14 protein-coding genes and 2 tRNA genes are annotated in these 15,796 nt (G+C 68.2%); 5 read left to right on the top strand and 11 right to left on the bottom strand.

Annotated features, from left to right (window positions below; genetic code table 11):
* Positions 1-126: 126 nt before the first annotated feature.
* From ABDZ92_RS15760 to tkt, 4 genes are read right to left on the bottom strand one after another with little or no spacing between them, the layout of a single operon-like run.
* Entirely contained in the window at positions 127-1,317 is a 1,191-nt protein-coding gene (locus ABDZ92_RS15760) for a phosphoglycerate kinase (protein WP_125960058.1), read from the bottom strand.
* Positions 1,314-1,820, bottom strand: coding sequence for an MOSC domain-containing protein (locus ABDZ92_RS15755; RefSeq protein WP_343763933.1), 507 nt, complete (start codon positions 1,818-1,820; stop codon positions 1,314-1,316). Before ABDZ92_RS15755 ends, ABDZ92_RS15760 begins: the two co-directional genes overlap by 4 nt.
* A 5-nt stretch (positions 1,821-1,825) precedes the next feature.
* A complete protein-coding gene (gene gap / locus ABDZ92_RS15750) occupies positions 1,826-2,833 on the bottom strand; it encodes a type I glyceraldehyde-3-phosphate dehydrogenase (RefSeq protein WP_125960059.1) in 1,008 nt (335 codons plus the stop codon).
* Between the two features lie 49 nt (positions 2,834-2,882).
* Positions 2,883-4,850 (bottom strand): transketolase, encoded by a 1,968-nt coding sequence (gene tkt / locus ABDZ92_RS15745; protein ID WP_125960060.1) that lies wholly within the window; start codon positions 4,848-4,850, stop codon positions 2,883-2,885.
* A 124-nt stretch (positions 4,851-4,974) separates the two neighbouring features.
* On the opposite strand from tkt, the gene ABDZ92_RS15740 reads away from it, so the two are divergent.
* The 4 genes from ABDZ92_RS15740 to ABDZ92_RS15725 all read left to right on the top strand — a co-directional run bounded on the left by ABDZ92_RS15740 (position 4,975) and on the right by ABDZ92_RS15725 (position 6,451).
* Positions 4,975-5,163 carry a hypothetical protein gene (locus ABDZ92_RS15740; protein ID WP_125960061.1) on the top strand — a complete coding sequence of 63 codons (189 nt, stop codon included), beginning with the start codon at positions 4,975-4,977 and terminating at the stop codon, positions 5,161-5,163.
* Positions 5,163-5,507, top strand: a complete 345-nt coding sequence (locus ABDZ92_RS15735) for a cell division protein ZapA (protein ID WP_125960062.1) — start codon at positions 5,163-5,165, stop codon at positions 5,505-5,507. The genes ABDZ92_RS15740 and ABDZ92_RS15735 overlap by 1 nt, the downstream gene beginning before the upstream one ends.
* Positions 5,508-5,687: 180 nt before the next feature.
* A complete protein-coding gene (locus tag ABDZ92_RS15730; protein WP_125960063.1) occupies positions 5,688-6,242 on the top strand; it encodes a 5-formyltetrahydrofolate cyclo-ligase in 555 nt (184 codons plus the stop codon).
* Positions 6,242-6,451, top strand: a complete 210-nt coding sequence (locus ABDZ92_RS15725; RefSeq protein WP_125960064.1) for a DUF2842 domain-containing protein — start codon at positions 6,242-6,244, stop codon at positions 6,449-6,451. The genes ABDZ92_RS15730 and ABDZ92_RS15725 overlap by 1 nt, the downstream gene beginning before the upstream one ends.
* A 229-nt stretch (positions 6,452-6,680) precedes the next feature.
* Here ABDZ92_RS15725 and ABDZ92_RS15720 read toward each other — a convergent pair.
* The 5 genes from ABDZ92_RS15720 to ABDZ92_RS15700 form a co-directional block, all read right to left on the bottom strand.
* Positions 6,681-6,757 (bottom strand) — tRNA-Asp (locus ABDZ92_RS15720).
* 214 nt (positions 6,758-6,971) lie between these two features.
* Positions 6,972-7,048 (bottom strand) — tRNA-Asp (locus tag ABDZ92_RS15715).
* 21 nt (positions 7,049-7,069) lie between these two features.
* Positions 7,070-8,287 carry an AI-2E family transporter gene (locus tag ABDZ92_RS15710; RefSeq protein ID WP_241211794.1) on the bottom strand — a complete coding sequence of 406 codons (1,218 nt, stop codon included), beginning with the start codon at positions 8,285-8,287 and terminating at the stop codon, positions 7,070-7,072.
* Between the two features lie 454 nt (positions 8,288-8,741).
* Complete coding sequence (locus ABDZ92_RS15705; protein WP_125960066.1) at positions 8,742-9,278, bottom strand: hypothetical protein; 537 nt, start codon at positions 9,276-9,278, stop codon at positions 8,742-8,744.
* On the bottom strand, positions 9,278-9,799 hold the full coding sequence (locus ABDZ92_RS15700) for a hypothetical protein (protein ID WP_125960151.1): 522 nt from the start codon (positions 9,797-9,799) through the stop codon (positions 9,278-9,280). Before ABDZ92_RS15700 ends, ABDZ92_RS15705 begins: the two co-directional genes overlap by 1 nt.
* 139 nt (positions 9,800-9,938) lie before the next feature.
* Between ABDZ92_RS15700 and ABDZ92_RS15695 the strand changes: the two genes are divergently transcribed.
* The gene (locus ABDZ92_RS15695) at positions 9,939-10,634 is read left to right on the top strand and encodes an HAD family hydrolase (RefSeq protein ID WP_125960067.1); all 696 of its coding nucleotides are present in this window, start codon (positions 9,939-9,941) and stop codon (positions 10,632-10,634) included.
* Between the two features lie 69 nt (positions 10,635-10,703).
* Here ABDZ92_RS15695 and ABDZ92_RS15690 read toward each other — a convergent pair whose 3' ends face one another.
* Together ABDZ92_RS15690 and ABDZ92_RS15685 are read right to left on the bottom strand one after the other, a co-directional pair.
* Positions 10,704-12,530, bottom strand: coding sequence for a DUF885 domain-containing protein (locus ABDZ92_RS15690; RefSeq protein ID WP_125960068.1), 1,827 nt, complete (start codon positions 12,528-12,530; stop codon positions 10,704-10,706).
* 197 nt (positions 12,531-12,727) lie between these two features.
* Entirely contained in the window at positions 12,728-15,745 is a 3,018-nt protein-coding gene (locus ABDZ92_RS15685) for a TonB-dependent receptor plug domain-containing protein (RefSeq protein WP_125960069.1), read from the bottom strand.
* Positions 15,746-15,796 lie beyond the last annotated feature (51 nt).

The raw sequence follows: 15,796 nt of genomic DNA, 5'->3' as shown, positions 1-15,796 counted from the left end.
CCAGGGCTACGCGCCGTTGGTCTGCTTGGCCCTGGATCCCCGCCTGCGCGGGGATACGGAATGTGAGCTGCGGGACGTGGCGTTCGGGGCCCTGGGCCCCGGCGTTCGCCGGGGTACGAGGTGACTTTAGCGCGCCAGGGCGGCGACGCCGGGGAGCTCGCGGCCTTCCATCCACTCCAGGAAGGCGCCGCCTGCGGTGGAGACGAAGGTGAAGGCGCCGGCCGCGCCGGCCTGGTTGAGGGCTGCGACCGTGTCGCCGCCGCCTGCGACCGACACGAGCGAGCCGTCGCTGGTGAGCGCGGCTGCGGTCTTGGCGAGCGACACCGTGGCGGCGTCGAACGGCGGCGTCTCGAACGCGCCGAGCGGGCCGTTCCACACCAGAGTCCGGCAGTTCTTGAGCACGTCGCCAAGCGCCTCCACCGCGGCGGGACCGACGTCGAGGATCATCTCGTCGGCGGCGACCTCGTGCACGTTGACGGTGCGCGTCGGCGGGTTCGGACGGAATTCGGTCGCGACCACCACGTCGTACGGCAGGTGGATGGTGCAGCCGGCCTTGTCGGCGGCGTCGAAGATCTCCTCGGCGGTGCCGGTGAGGTCGTGCTCGCACAGGCTCTTGCCGACGTTCACGCCGCGCGCGGCGAGGAAGGTGTTGGCCATGCCGCCGCCGATGATGAGGTGGTCGACCTGCCCGACCAGATGCTTGAGCACGTCGAGCTTGGTCGAGACCTTGGCGCCGCCCACGACCGCCGCGACCGGATGCTCGGGGTTGCCGAGCGCCCTGTCGAGCGCGTCGAGCTCGGCCTCCATCTGGCGGCCGGCGAACGCCGGAAGCTTGTGGGCGAGCCCTGCCGTCGAGGCGTGGGCGCGGTGCGCGGCGGAGAAGGCATCGTTGACGTAGAGGTCGCCAAGCGCCGCGAAGCGATCGACCACGGCGGGATCGTTCTTTTCCTCACCGCCGAAGAAGCGGGTGTTTTCCAGCAGCGCGATGTCGCCCGGCTGGAGCGTGGCGACCGCGTCGGCTGCCCCTTCCCAGTCGATGTAGCGGACCGGGCGGCCGAGCACCTGGCCGAACGGGATCGCCAGCTGGGCGGTGGAGAATTCCGGGCTCGGCACGCCCTTGGGACGGCCGAAGTGGGCGAGCACCAGCACGATCGCGCCGCGATCGGCGAGTTCGGTGACGGTGGAGATCGCCGCGCGCAGGCGGGTCGCGTCGGTGACGTGACCGTCGGCCATCGGCACGTTCAGATCCTCGCGGACCAGCACGCGCTTGCCCGAGATCTCACCCATGTCGTCCAGGGTCTTGAAATTGCGTGTCATGTCTCGATCCTGATTGTGTCGCCCACGGCGATCGTTCCGCCCGCCAGCACGCGCGTGCAGGCCCCGCCGCGCCAGTCCGGCAACAGCGCCTCGAAAAGCCCCGGCACCAGCGCGTCCATGCGCTGGCACGGGTCGCATTCACAGGTGATTTCCAGCACCACGTCGGCGCCGATCCGCAGCCGCGTGCCGGGCACCTGCGGCACGTCGAACCCGTCGACCAGCAGGTTGGCGCGGCGTTCCTGCCACGGAAGGGCCTGGCCGACCGCGGCAGTGGCCGTTTCCCAGTCGCCGCGCTCCATCAGCGTCACCTGGCGCTTGCCGGTGCCGCCGGGTTTGCGCCGGCCGCGGTGGTCGCCGGCGATGCCGGCGTCCACGCTGACCTCGGCGCGGTCGAGCACCTCCATGGGTGCCCGTACAAAGGCGTGGCGCGCGATGCCGGCGATCGTGCCGACCCGCGCGCCCGCTTGCCCGTCCTCTCCGGCGTCTGCCAGCGCGACGGGCATCGACATCAGCCGAACTTGGCCATCGCGCAGGCGGTGTCGACCATGCGGTTGGAGAAGCCCCACTCGTTGTCGTACCAGCTGACGACGCGCACCAGCTTGCCGTCGATCACCGCCGTCTCCAGGCTGTCGACGGTAGAGGACGCCGGCGTGTGGACGATGTCGATCGAGACGAGCGGCTCGTCCGAATAGACCAGGATGCCCTTGAGCGGGCCCTCTTCCGACGCCGCCTTCAGGATGGCGTTGACCTCTTCCTTGGTCGTGTCGCGCTTCGGCGTGAAGGTCAGGTCGACCAGGCTGCCGTCCGGCACCGGCACGCGCACCGACGAACCGTCGAGCTTGCCCTTGAGCTCCGGAAGCACCTCACCCACCGCGCGGGCAGCGCCCGTGGTGGTCGGGATGATCGACATGGCGGCCGCGCGCGCGCGGCGCAGGTCCTTGTGGATCTGATCCAGGATCTTCTGGTCGTTGGTGTAGGCGTGGATCGTGGTCATCAGGCCACGCTCGATGCCGATCGAGTCGTTCAGCACCTTGGCGACCGGTGCCAGGCAGTTGGTGGTGCACGATGCGTTGGAGACGATCGTGTGCCCGGCCTCCAGCTTGTCGTGGTTCACGCCATAGACGACGGTCAGGTCGACGTTCTTGCCAGGAGCCGAGATCAGCACCTTCTTGGCGCCGGCGTCGATGTGCTTCTGGGCGCTGTCGCGATCGGTGAAGAAGCCGGTGCACTCCAGCACCAGTTCGACGCCGTTTTCGCCGTGCGGCAGGTTTGCAGGGTCGCGCTCTGCCGTCACCTTGATGCGCTTGCCGTCGATGACCAGATCGTTGCCGTCGGCCGAGACTTCACCGGGATAGCGGCCGTGGATGCTGTCGCGGCTGAAGAGCCAGGCGTTGGACTTGGCGTCTGACAGATCGTTGATGGTGACCAGTTCGAGGCCGCAGTCCGGGCGCTCCAGAATGGCCCGCGCCACCAGGCGGCCGATGCGCCCGAACCCGTTGATCGCTACCTTCGTCATGTTGCCGATCCTTTCACTTGGATGGTCCATGCCCGCGTTACCGCGAGCCTCAATTCTCGAGCGCGGCCGCAACCTTGGTGGCGATCGCGTCCGCGGTCAGTCCGAAATATTCGTAGAGCTTGGGCGCCGGGCCGGAGGCGCCGAACCGGTCGATGCCGAAGCGCAGGCCGTCGAGGCCCGTGTAGCGTTCCCAGCCCATGGTGGTGCCCGCCTCGATCGAGACGATCAGCGCGTCCGCCGGTAGCACATCGCGACGATAGTCGGCAGGCTGTGCATCGAAGCGCGACCAGCAGGGCATGGACACCACATCGGCACCGATACCCTGCGCTTCAAGCTGCGCGCGGGCAGAAACCGCGAGTTCGACCTCGGAGCCGGTGGCGACGAGCACCACGCGGCGCGGCGCCTCGGCCGCGACCAGGCGGTAGGCACCCTTGGCACACAGGTTCTCCGAGGCGTCGGTGCGCAGCTGCGGCAGGTTCTGGCGGGACAGTGCGAGCAGCGACGGGCCGGTCGCGTCCTGGAGCGACAATTCCCAGCACTCGGCCGTCTCGATCGTGTCGCACGGGCGATAGACGTCGAGGTTGGGGATCAGGCGCAGGCTGTTGAGGTGCTCGATCGGCTGGTGGGTCGGGCCGTCCTCGCCGAGGCCGATGGAGTCGTGCGTCATCACATAGATGACGCGCGCGTTCTGGAGCGCCGAGAGGCGGATCGCCGGACGGGCATAGTCCGCGAACACCAGGAAGGTGCCGCCGAACGGGATGATGCCGCCGTGCAGCGCCAGGCCGTTCATCGCCGCGGCCATGCCGAACTCGCGGATGCCGTAGTAGACATAGCGACCGGCATAGTCGTTGCGGTTGAGCGGCTGCAGCGCCTTGGTCTTGGTGTTGTTCGAGCCGGTGAGATCGGCCGACCCGCCGACGGTTTCCGGCAGCTGCTCGGTGATGGTGCCGAGCACCAGTTCCGACGCCTTGCGGGTCGCGAGCTTCTGCGGGTTGGCGAGCAGGCCGTCGAGATACGGCTTTAGCGTGAAGCCCTCGGTCAGCTCGCCCGACATGCGGCGGCGGAAGGTCGCGCCCTGCGCGTGGGCATCGCAGCGCGCTTCCCAGGCGAGGCGCACGTCGCGGCTGCGGACGCCGGCGGCGGCCCAGGTCTCGGTGATTTCCTCCGGCACCTCGAAGGCCTCGGGCTCCCAGCCCATGGCGAGGCGGGTCTTGGCGACGATATCCGGGCCGAGCGCTGCGCCATGGACGGCGCTGGTGCCTTCCTTGCCGGGCGCGCCCTTGCCGATGATGGTGCGGCAGGCGATCAGCGACGGACGCGGATCGGCAATGGCTTCATCGATGGCGCGGCAGATGTCGGCGGGGTCGTGGCCGTCGCAGGCGACGGTGTGCCAGCCGGTGGCGACATAGCGCGCGGCGACATCCTCGCTCGACGACAGCTCGACCGCGCCGTCGATGGTGATGCGATTGTCGTCCCACAGCACGATCATGCGGCCCAGGCCGAGATGGCCGGCAAGGCCGATCGCCTCGTGGTTGATGCCCTCCATCAGGCAGCCGTCACCGGCGATCACCCAGGTGCGGTGATCGACCAGATCATCGCCGAAGGTCGCGTTGAGGTGGCGTTCGGCGAGCGCGAGGCCGACCGCGGTCGCCAGGCCCTGGCCGAGGGGACCGGTGGTGGTCTCGATGCCCGGCAGCTCGAAATTCTCGGGGTGACCGGCGCACGGGCTGTGCAGCTGGCGGAAGTTCTTGATGTCGTCGATGGTCGGGCGCGCATGGCCGGTCAGGTGCAGCAGCGCGTAGATCAGCATCGAGCCATGGCCGGCCGACAGCACGAAGCGGTCGCGGTCTGGCCACTTGGGGTCGGCGGCATCGAATTTGAGGTAGCGCGTCCACAGCACGGTCGCCACGTCCGCCATGCCCATCGGCATGCCGGGGTGCCCGGAATTGGCGGCCTCCACCGCATCCATCGCAAGCGCACGAATCGCGTTGGCGAGCAGGGTATCCGAGGCGGCCATGAGTCATCCTTGTGACGGCGCGGTCCCCCTTGACCGCGTATGCCCGCCTTTGGGGCGGCGACCCGCCTTCGTCAACCGGCGAGCCGTGCTTGCCGCGGCCGGTCACCCCTCCTATCCGGGGACCATGGACCAGCCCCACGCGAACCCAGGCCTTGCCCGCATTGACGCCGCGCTTCGGCGGATCGAGGCGGCGGCACGCGCGCGCGCGGCCGCGGCCGAATCGCTCGAGCAGCGGCACGCGGCGCTGCGGGCCAGCATGGCGGAGGCGATCACCGCGCTGGACCAGGTGATCGCAGGCCAGGGCGACGACTGATGGCACAGGTCAGCTTCACCATCGCGAATCGCTCCCACAGCGTCGCCTGCCGCGACGGCGAGGAGCCGCACTTGCTGGCACTGGTCGAGCGGCTGCAGCGGCATGCCCCGGCAGCGATGCGCGCCTCCGCCGGGACCTCGGCGGAGCGGACGCTGCTGCTGATCGCGCTGATGCTGGCGGACGAGCTGGACGAGCGCGACCGGACGCCTGCCGCCCCGCCCCCGGACGCCGCGCCCGAACCGGCGGCACAAGAGCCGGAGCTGCCGCAGGACCTGCTCGACGAAATCGCCGAACGGCTGGAAGCCGTCGCGGCAGCCCTTGAGGATCACGGCCACGTCGCCTAAGTTGGTCCTCGGCGGGCACTGCCCGGTACGAGCCTTCATTATCCCTGAGGCTATTCATCATCCATGGGGGCTGTCCCTGCGCAGATCCTGGTCTGACGTACATGGTCCCCACCTGACGTACTGGGCGTCAGAGGATATCCCGGCCAACGGCCACGGCGGTCCCGCCACCCGCTTTCCCCGATGACGCTCGACAAAAAGGCCCTGCGCGCCCAGCTGCGCGCCGCCCGCGACGGGTTCTTCGCCGAGCATCGGCCCCGGCTGCCCGTGCCCGACGTGCTGCGCGCGCGACTGGCGCCGGGCGTGGTGGTGGCCAGCTACCTGCCGGTCGGAAGCGAGGCGGACCCTGCGCCGCTGGTCGATGCCGCGCGGGAGGCTGGCTGCGTGCTGGCGCTCGCCTGGGTGGCGGACCGCGCGACGCCGATGGAGTTCCTGCGCTGGGACACGGACACCGCGATCGAGGCGGGGCCGATGGGGCTGCGCCAGCCGTCGCGCAGCGCGCCCGTGGTGGTGCCGGACGTGATCCTGGCGCCGCTGGTGGGGTTCGATGCGACGCTCAACCGACTGGGCCAGGGCGCCGGCTTCTACGACCGCGCGTTCGCGCAGCATGGGGGCGCCTGGCGGCTGGGGCTCGCCTGGTCTGTGCAGCAGGTGCCCGAGCTTCCCGCCGATCCCTGGGACGTGCCGCTGCACGCCATTCTGACAGAGCAGGCGCTGCACCTGCCGGAGCAACCTTGATGCAACCGACCTGGCGCAAACCCGTGGGGATGCTCGGCATCCTGGCGTTCATCCTGTTCTGGCTAGTGGCGGTGGCGAGCCTGTCGCCGTGGATCGGCGCCCTGCCCGCGCTGGTGCAGCTGCTGGTCTATGGCGTGGCCGGGGTGGCGTGGATCGCGCCGCTGAAGCCGGCGCTGCGGTGGATGGAGACGGGGCGCTGGCGGCGCTGAGCAAGGGCTGATTGCAAGCCGCGTATCCCGGCGGAGGCCGGGGTCCAGTTGCGATGTCTTCTGAGATCGCGCGCTGCCCTATCCACCCGTCCCCCAACTGGGCCCCGGCCTTCGCCGGGGTACGATCGTGAGGCTCTGACAGTCGCTGTCAGTGGCGTCAGGCAAGTCGTCGATGTGGGAGTGTTCGCAAGCGGCGGATCCTGCCATCGGCGGTTCATGACCGCTGCAATGGCGCGAGTGACGGGGCTCGAACCCGCGACCTCCGGCGTGACAGGCCGGCGCTCTAACCAACTGAGCTACACCCGCTCGCTTGCGAGGAGGCGGGCTCTAGGCGAGCGATCAGGACCTGTCAAAGCCAGAATCGGCCGATCTCGCAATTTTCGGAAAAAAGTTTCGGGAGCGTATCGAAGAGGCGCAATGCGGCGTGCAGGCGAGTGCCTGTGGGTCGATATCGCGGTGTTCCAGGGGGAGTTTCGCAAGCGGCGGATCAGCCATCGGCGGTTCTCGAAAACCGCTGCAATGGCGCGAGTGACGGGGCTCGAACCCGCGACCTCCGGCGTGACAGGCCGGCGCTCTAACCAACTGAGCTACACCCGCTCGCTTGCGAGGAGGCGGCCTCTAAGCGAGGGCTCCGGACCTGTCAACCGCCTTCCCATCGGCTTTTTCGCCGGCCGACGCGTTCCCGGCCTGAACCGGGGTGCCGGGCGGTGCGACGTCGTTCACGAGCGTGCCGTGCTCGAACAGGAAGCCCGCGATGTCGGGCTTGCCGGCCGCCTTCACGACCGTCTGGATGATGATGAGCAGCGGCACCGCGAGCAGCGCGCCGGGCGTTCCCCACACCCATCCCCAGAAGCTGAGCGCCACGAGGATCATGAGCGGGCTGATGGTCAGGCGGTGGCCGACGATCAGCGGGGTGACGACGTTTGCCTCCACCAGATGCGCGCCGACCATGATCGCGGCCGGCAGCAGCGCCCACCAGACGTCGGTGAAGGTCATGAGCCCGCCCAGCGCCAGCAGCGCCGCCGACAGGATGGGGCCGAAATAGGGAATGTAGTTGAGCACCGCCACGATGCCGCCCCACATGAGCGGCGTCGGCATCCCAACGAACCACAAGGCACCCGCGACCAGCAGCCCGAGCGTGAGGTTGATGAACGAGATGGTGCCCAGATAGGCGGAGGTGAAGTCGACCACGTCCTGGATCACCCGCGCCGTTGCCATCGCGCCACCGAAGCTGGTGCGGCTGGTGATCGCCGAGCGCCTGAGCCGCGTCCAGCCGGCCAGGAAGAAGTAGATCACCAGGATCGCGAAGAACATCTCGATCAGCGCGGAGGGCGCCGTGCTGGCGGTGAAATCGAGCAGCGATGCCGGGCGCTCGGCGGTGGTGCCGGTCTGTCGAACGGGCGTGTTCGCCACGTTGGCGAGCAGCTCGTTCACGAACCGCTCCAGGTTGGAATAAAAGTCGATCAGCGGGGCGATGTTTTGCTGCACGCGCTCGATCCGCTCGGGCAGGATCTCCGCCCAGCCCCAGGCCGGCAGCACGATCGAGGCGATCGCGCCGTTGGCGACGACCAGGAACAGGAGCACGCACACGAAGGCGGCGAGCGGGGCTGGCAGCCGGCGGCGCTCCAGCCACTCGAGCAGCGGCACCAGCGCGATCGCGATGACGATGGCGGCGGTGAGCGGCAGGAAGAAGCGCGACCCCGCCTTGAGCGCGAACGGCAGGGCGAGGACCAGGCCGGCCCCCGCGATCAAGGTGAGCGCGGCGAGCAGGCGGTCGCGGCGCAGCTCTTCCTTGGGGGCGCCCTCCGCCGGCTCGGGCAGCGCCGGTTCGACCACGGTCGTGGCGGAAGAAGGGGCGGGAACGGATTCGGCGATACCGAAATGGTCCAAGTGCGGATGTCCTTTCGGCCGCACCGTAGCGGCTTTCCCGACGCGTGTAATCCCGTCCCGCTCGGCGCGTGCGCCGTAGATATGAAAGAGGCCGCCGAGCCCCCGCAGGGGCCCGACGACCTCAAGCATGGTCAGCGGCCGGAAGCTCCAGCCCGGGAGACCATGCGAACCGCGTTACGACGCCCGGTCATGCGACCGGGCCGCCGTTCAGCGGCGCGTCTCCCGAACGAACTGAACCGACCCCACTGCTGAACCATGAGACATCGGATCACCTCCTTTCGCTAGTTGAGCTAGAGCGTGACCGCTGCTGCGATCACGACCCGAATGTGTGACACCGCGCCCCTGCAAACAAGTCTTGTAATGCGCGGCAGATTCAACGACCTTCTTCCGCCTGTCCGGGTCAGCGGCCGCGACAGGCGCGGATCACCGCCGCGATCGCGGGATCGGCCGGGACGGCAAGGACCGGCCCCTCCCCCAGCGACACGCCGATCGTGCCCTTCACCTTCTGCAGCGCGGCAAGGAAGCGATCGTCGATGCTGGCGCGTGCCTCCACCCTGCGGCCGCTTGCGACCACCGGATAGGAGGCCGCGGCCATGCCGGTGACGATCCGCAGCATGGTGCCCCCATCGGCAGTTCCGCTGCGCAGGAAGACGAGCTGGCCGCGTGGAGAATCGCAGCGGAGCGCGAAGGCCCCAGTGCCGCCCGCGTCCACGAAGCGGGCGTTGCCCTTGCCCGTGTGCCATTGTCCGGAGGCAGGCGCGACGCCGGCCAGTTCTGGCGCGGGCAACTCGCCGGGCGCGAGCGCGCCGACGTCGATCGGCGCGGGCGCGGGGGCCGGTTCGGGAGCGGCTTGCGGCGTCGGGCTGGGCGCGGGTGCGGGCTGCTCGCTGGAACAGCCCGCAAGCGCGAGCGCGAGCAGCCCTGCCCGCGACCGCATCACCCGCGGCAATCCTCCGTCAGGCGCAGCACCTCGGCCCAGGCAGGCACGACCAATGCCGCCTGGCCGGGCAGCTCCACGATGAAACGGCCGCGGCTGAAGCCCATCGCATCGAGCAACGGGTCCTGCGCGGGAAGGGCGGCGGCGACCGTGCCCGCCCCCGCCGTCACCGGAAGGGTGCGCGCGGTGCTGGAGGTGCGGATCGTCAGCGCGGCGCCGGGCGCGGCGGCACCCGTGCGGGTTAGCGTCACCTGGCGGCGCGCCCGATCACAGCGGAGCGTCAGCACGGGTGCGGCGCCGGGGGTGCCGAAGGAGGCGACGGAGCCCTGCCCGTCCTGCGCATAGCGCCAGTCGCCGCGGGTGACCGGCCAGTCGCGCCAGTCGCCGACCGGCGGAGGCGCCGGCGGTGCGACGGGCGCAGCGGCGACCGGCGCGGGCGGCGGAGGGGCCGGCGGCGGTTCGGAGGGACGGACGCACTGGGTCAGGACCAGCAGCGGCAGGATGAGGACGACGCGACGCATGCCTGGCTTATGGGCGAAGCCGGCGGACGGCTCAACCACCCGTCCCTCCATCGCGCGGCGAGCGGTTCGCCGCAGATGCGGTTCGCCCCGTTCGTCCGATGCATGGCGTGGGCCGGCCGGGTTGCGCTATCCGGACGCCATGACGATCAAGCTCATCTGCCTCGATGCCGACGACACGCTGTGGCACAACATGCGGCACTTCCACGCGACCGAAGCGGCGCTGCTCGCGCTCATCGAGCCGTTCGCGGCTCGCGACATCGCCCGCGAGCGGCTGAACGCCTGCGAGGCGCGCAACCTGAAGCTCTATGGCTATGGCGCCAAGGGCTTCACGCTGTCGATGATCGAGACGGCCATCGAGCTGGCAGACGACCCGCTGCCCAAGGCGGTGATCGCCGACATCCTAGAGGCGGGACGTGCGCTGCTGTCCCACCCCGTCGAGCTGTTCGAAGGGATCGCCGACACGCTGGAACAGCTGGCAGACCGAGGCCGTCTGGTGCTGGTGACCAAGGGCGACCTGCTCCACCAGGAAGCGAAGCTCGCCGCATCGGGACTCGGTGATCGGTTCAGCGGGATCGAGATCGTCAGCGACAAAACGGCCGACACCTTCCGGCGGCTGTTCGCCCGGGAGGGCGTCGCGCCGGAGGAGGCGGTGATGGCCGGCGATTCGCTGCGGTCCGACATCAACCCGGCCCTGGACGCCGGCGCCTGGGCGGCGTTCATCCCGCAGGAGGGCGCCTGGTCGCACGAGCACGCACAGCTGCCCGCCGAGCACCCGCGCTTTTGCCAGCTGCGAAGCCTCGCCGAACTGCCGGGGTGGATCGACGCGATCGCCTAGCTCGGTGAGTCCCGGGCGGGAGCGGCACCGCGGCAGCGCCGTTGCCGATCCCGCGCCGGGACGTTCGCCTCAACCGCGCTTGGAGGCGATCCAGCGGTCGATCTTCTGCTCCAGGATGTTCATCGGCAGCGAGCCCGTCATCAGCACCTGCCCGTGGAACTCCTTGAGATCGAACTTCGCACCCAGCGCCTGCTCGGCCCTGGCGCGCAGTTCCAGGATCTTGAGCTGGCCGATCTTGTAGGAGAGCGCCTGGCCCGGCATCGCGATGTAGCGCTCGACCTCGCTGGTGGCGTCGGTGCGGCCCATCGAGCTGTTGTCGAGCATGTATTGGATCGCCTGGTCGCGGGTCCAACCCTTGGCATGGATGCCGCTGTCGACGACCAGCCGCATCGCGCGCAGCATCTCGTCGTTCAAGCCGCCGAAGCGCTGGTAGGGATCCGTCTCCATGCCGAGTTCGTCCCACAGCGTTTCGGCGTAGAGCGCCCACCCCTCGACATAGGCGGTGTTGCCGCCGAAGCGCATGAAGTTGGGAAGCTCGGCATTCTCCTGCGCGAGGCTGATCTGGAAGTGATGCCCGGGTGCGCCCTCGTGGAGGTAGAGCGTCTCCTGCCCCCAGGTGGAGCGCGACGGGAGGTCGTAGGTGTTGTAGTAGAAGGTGCCCGGCCGCGATCCGTCCGGCGCGCCCTGCATGTAGGAGCCGCCGGCGTCGGTCTTTTCGCGATAGTCGGGCACCGGGCGGATCTCGAGCGCGGTCTTGGGAAGCGTGGAGAAGATTTCGCCCACGCGCGCGTCCACCCGCTTGCCGATCGCATAATATTCGTCGCGCAGCGCCTGCTTGCTGGCCGGACGGAATTGGGGAGCGGTGCGCAGGAATTCGAAGAAGGCCGGCAGCGTGCCCTTGAAGCCGACCTGGGTCTTCACCGCCTCCATTTCACGGTGGATGCGTGCCACTTCGCTGAGACCGAGGGCGTGGACGTCGTCGGCCGACAGCGGCAGGGTCGTGTTCTGTTCGATCAGGAAGGCGTAGAGCTTTGGCCCGCCCTTCATGTGGACGAGGCCGACGCCCTCGCGCGCAGCCGGCAGATATTCCTTGGCGAGGAAGTCGCGGAGGCGCTGGTAGGCCGGGCGGATCTCGTCGCGGATCACCGCGGCGGTCTCGGTGCGCAGCTGCGCCTGCTCGGCCGCCGGAATGTCCGCTGGGAACGCCTTCAGCGGCGCATAGAAGGTCGAACCCTCGACGCCCTGCGCCAGCTGCAGGTCGAGCTGGTCGATGACGTTGCGCACCACCAGCTTGGGCTGGACGACGCCGGCCGCCATGCCCTGGCGGAAACGGCCGATCGCGGCGTCCAGAATCTGGGCATAGCGGTGATGGCGGCTGATGCTGTCGCGATAATCCTTCACCGTCTTGAAGGGCGCCGCGCTCTGGCCCGAGGCGAGATCGGGGTAGAAAGTGTGGATGCCGGTGAAATGGTCGATCGGACGCACCACCGACAGCGGCAGGATGTCGGGGCCGAGCGCCCGCAGCCCGAGTTCCGTCTGCCAACGGAACACGTCGTAGGCGAGCTGATCGGTGGGCGAGAGCGCCGCCCGATCGATGCGGCGCAGCGCCGCCAGGTCCCGCTCGCCGGCCGCCCGCTCCGCGTCGAAATAGGCGTCGCTGATCATGTCGCCGAGCTGGTCGGCATAGCGCATGTCGCCGCGGAACAGCGCGTTGAGCGGATTGCGGCGAAGATTGTCCTCGTCGCTCTGCTTGAACAGCGCGTGGAGGGCCGTGGCGGCGTCCACGGGCGCAGCCTCGGGCGCGGCGACGGAAGGCGGCGAAGAGGCAAGCGGCGGAGTCGTGGCGCAGCCTGCCAGAAGCGCCGCGGCCGAAACGGCGAGAAGTCGAACGCGCAAGTGGATCCCCCCAAATACAACTGTGTTGCAGGGATGCAGCACCGCACCGGCCGAGGCAAGCGCCCATAGAGCCGACGATGTAGATCCCGTCCTGAGCCGCAGCACGATCCCGCCTCTCCTCAGCGTCGGGAATGTCTCGGCAAAAAAAATGGCCCCGAAATCTCGGGGCCATTCCAGTATTCGCGTCCTGCGGGAAATCAGAACTTCATGTTGAGGTTCGCGAAGAAGGTGCGACCCACATAGTCGTAGCCCGAGTAGAGCGGGGCGTTGCCGACGGTGGTGAACCCAACTGCGCTGATCCGCGGCGGTGCCGTGTTCAGGAGGTTACGAACACCGACCGTGAACTGATACTTCTTCTCGATGTTGAACTGAGCCGACAGCGAGTGGAGGAAGTAGTCGTCCACCTCCAGGTAATAGCTGTCGCGGTAGGCCTGGACAGTTTCCGGATCGCTGACGCCAGTCAGGTTGTCGAAGGCAAAGTAGTCATAGGTCTTCGAGTGATCGCCGTCGATCCAGTCGAGACCGTAGCGGAAGGTCACCTCGCCAATCCGGTACGTGGCATCGAAGCTGCCAACCCAGTCCGGCGACGTCACGATGCCGTTGGCATCGGTGAGATACTCTTCCGGGAACAGGCGGGTCGACTGCTCGGTGTACTTCGTCACGTTCGCGTTCAGGATGAAGCGGCCGCCGAAGAGATCGCGTGCATACCGGCCGTTGAACTCGTAGCCCTTCACGATGTTCTCCGACAGGTTCACGAAGCTGCTCGTGACCGTCAGCGCGTCGTTGCTGTCACGCTCGACGAAGCGACAGAAGCCTGCCGTCGGATCGAAGTTCTGGGTGCTGTAGCAGCGGTTCAGGATGGTGCTTGCATCCAGATCCGCGACGCCATTCTCCACCTTCACGTCGAAATAGTCGAGCGAGAGCGAGAGCGAACCCACGGATTCCGGCAAGCTCGGCCGGACCACGGCTCCGATCGTCCAGTTGGTCGAGGTTTCCGCGCTCAGGCCGGCCTGCGCACCGCCGACCCGGTAGGTCGTCACGCCATTGCGCTGCTCGAAGTCGGCCGGAAGACCGATCGAGGCACAGTTCCGGGCGATGATCTGCTGGTTCGGAGACTGTTCGCCAGGAACCGGCAGCGCGCTGCACGGATCGGTGTTCGAGCCGAGGAAGCCGCTGGTCGCACCGAGATACTGTTCAGCAAGCGCCGGCGCCCGGTAGGACGTGCCGTAGCTGCCGCGCAGACCGAAGCCCCGGATCGGCTCCCATTCCGCCGCGACCTTGTAGGTCCAGTCGGAGCCATAGGAGGCGTAGTCCGTGTACCGGAGGGACCCCGTGAAGTTCAGGCGATAGAAGAACGGCTTATCCGCAAGCAGCGGAACGTACAGTTCGCCAAAGGCTTCCTTCACGTTGTCCTTGCCAACCGTCGGGATCGCTGCGGTCAGGCCAAACAGGTTGCCGCTGACCGAGTTCGGATCGGGCTGGTCATTGATGCTCTGACGCCGGTGCTCGACGCCGAGGGCCAGCTGGACGTCACCACCGGGAGCCGTGAACAGCGGACCATCGATGCCGAACGCATAGGTGGTTTCGCGGAACTGCGTCTTACCGATGGTGTTCGCAACGATGTAGTTGCGGAATTCGGCCGGAAGGTTCCCGCCGATAACCGCGGCGCTGAGCGCCGGAGCCGCGACGCAGGTCGGATTTGCCGCCTGGGTGGCGCAGCTGAAGCTGCCATCGGCGTTTGCAACGACATTGAGCGAGTTCGCGAGTCGATCGGACAGGAACGATTCCGCCTCGTAGGTGCCATCGTTCCACGACTTGCCGACGTATGCATCGTAGCGCCAGCCTTCGAAGAAGAAGTCGCCCCGGATGCCGCCCGACGCACGGACGTAGTCCACGGTCTGGTCCGACGCCGTCAGCCCGTAGCCGATGAAGGCACGCGCCGCGATGTTGCGGCCGCTGGACGTGACCGTCGGGTTCGCGAACAAGCCGTTGCGGAGATCGGCCGGAAGCAGCGGGCTACCCTGGAGATAGTCGAGCGAGAGCTGGCGATAGAGAGGCGACGACGACTTGCGACGGGTGCCGAGCAGTTCGCCATAGACTTCCGCATTGCCGAGGCCGTTCAGCTTGTAGGTAGCCGACAGGTAGCCCGTGTAGGTCTTCACACCGGTGATGAGCGGCTCTTCCTCCTGAATCGGATCGAAGGTGTCGCGGTCATAGTTGCCGACGCCCAGATAGCCCGGGAACGGACCGGTGGTGACACCCGGCGCCGGGACGAAGCGGTTGAACCGCCCGACCACACCGCTGGTGCGGCCGATCGCATCGCGCGTCGGCAACCCGAGGGTGTTGATGGTGACGCCGCCGTTATCGAGCGTGAAGCAGGCGCGGGGATCGCCGGGCGGGAAGGCGTCACCGGAACCGAATTCCGAACCTTCGCCATCCAGGAAGCCGCCAATGGGGCAGTCGAAGAAGGGAACGTCGTTGCGTGCGAGTGCCTCACGCTTCCGATACTCGACCGATCCGATGATGCTCAGGCGATCGGTCGTCACCCCGAATGAAGCGCTGGCGCGCCGGTCGATGCCGGCCCCGACCTGCGGAACATTGGTCTGAAGATCCAGCTGGAGGCCGGTCAGCGCCTGATCGGTGATGATGTTCACGACGCCTGCGACTGCGTCGGAGCCATAGACCGACGACGCACCCGCCTTCAGCACTTCGATACGGTCGATGATCGCGTTCGGCAGCACGTTGAGGTCGGCTGCAACGAGGGAGCCGCGGGTGCCACCCGGTGCCAGACGACGACCGTTCAGCAGGATCAGCGTGCGTGCCGGCCCGAGGCCGCGCAGACCCAGCGTGTTGGCGCCGGTGCCGCCGTCGGTGACGAAGCCACCATAGGCGTTGTTGATCTGTGAAGCGCCCTGCGTCACGGCCGCGCTCTGCAGCGCGTCGGCCGCGCTGGCGAAACCGGCCTGGGTGATTTCGTCACGACCGATGACGGTCAGCGGCTCGGCAACCGAGAATTCGTCGCGGCGAATGCGCGAACCGGTAACGACGATCTGGCCCGGAGCGGCGTCGGCGCCCGCGTTTGGCGACTGAGGGCTCGTTGCCTCGTCGACCTGCGTGGCGTCGGCACCGGTGGTCGTCTGTGCATAGCTCGGAACAGCAGATGCAATCGCGAGCGGCAGAAGCGCCGCTGCGGCGGACAGATTATAAGATTTCACAATGCCCCCAAATTCCAGCCCAGAACGGGCCCGAAGGGACATAAAAGAACC

The sequence above is a fragment of the Sphingomonas molluscorum genome (assembly GCF_039522995.1).
GTDB classification, from domain to species: domain Bacteria; phylum Pseudomonadota; class Alphaproteobacteria; order Sphingomonadales; family Sphingomonadaceae; genus Sphingomonas; species Sphingomonas molluscorum.
This window is presented reverse-complemented; position numbering and strand designations above follow the sequence as displayed.

Bases quoted from the DNA above. Each gene is read 5' to 3' on its own strand.
- ABDZ92_RS15760 (WP_125960058.1), bottom strand. From the start codon at position 1,317: ATGACACGCAATTTCAAGACCCTGGACGACATGGGTGAGATCTCGGGC.
- ABDZ92_RS15755 (WP_343763933.1), bottom strand. From the start codon at position 1,820: ATGCCCGTCGCGCTGGCAGACGCCGGAGAGGACGGGCAAGCGGGCGCG.
- gap (WP_125960059.1), bottom strand. From the start codon at position 2,833: ATGACGAAGGTAGCGATCAACGGGTTCGGGCGCATCGGCCGCCTGGTG.
- tkt (WP_125960060.1), bottom strand. From the start codon at position 4,850: ATGGCCGCCTCGGATACCCTGCTCGCCAACGCGATTCGTGCGCTTGCG.
- ABDZ92_RS15740 (WP_125960061.1), top strand. From the start codon at position 4,975: ATGGACCAGCCCCACGCGAACCCAGGCCTTGCCCGCATTGACGCCGCG.
- ABDZ92_RS15735 (WP_125960062.1), top strand. From the start codon at position 5,163: ATGGCACAGGTCAGCTTCACCATCGCGAATCGCTCCCACAGCGTCGCC.
- ABDZ92_RS15730 (WP_125960063.1), top strand. From the start codon at position 5,688: ATGACGCTCGACAAAAAGGCCCTGCGCGCCCAGCTGCGCGCCGCCCGC.
- ABDZ92_RS15725 (WP_125960064.1), top strand. From the start codon at position 6,242: ATGCAACCGACCTGGCGCAAACCCGTGGGGATGCTCGGCATCCTGGCG.
- ABDZ92_RS15705 (WP_125960066.1), bottom strand. From the start codon at position 9,278: ATGCGGTCGCGGGCAGGGCTGCTCGCGCTCGCGCTTGCGGGCTGTTCC.
- ABDZ92_RS15700 (WP_125960151.1), bottom strand. From the start codon at position 9,799: ATGCGTCGCGTCGTCCTCATCCTGCCGCTGCTGGTCCTGACCCAGTGC.
- ABDZ92_RS15695 (WP_125960067.1), top strand. From the start codon at position 9,939: ATGACGATCAAGCTCATCTGCCTCGATGCCGACGACACGCTGTGGCAC.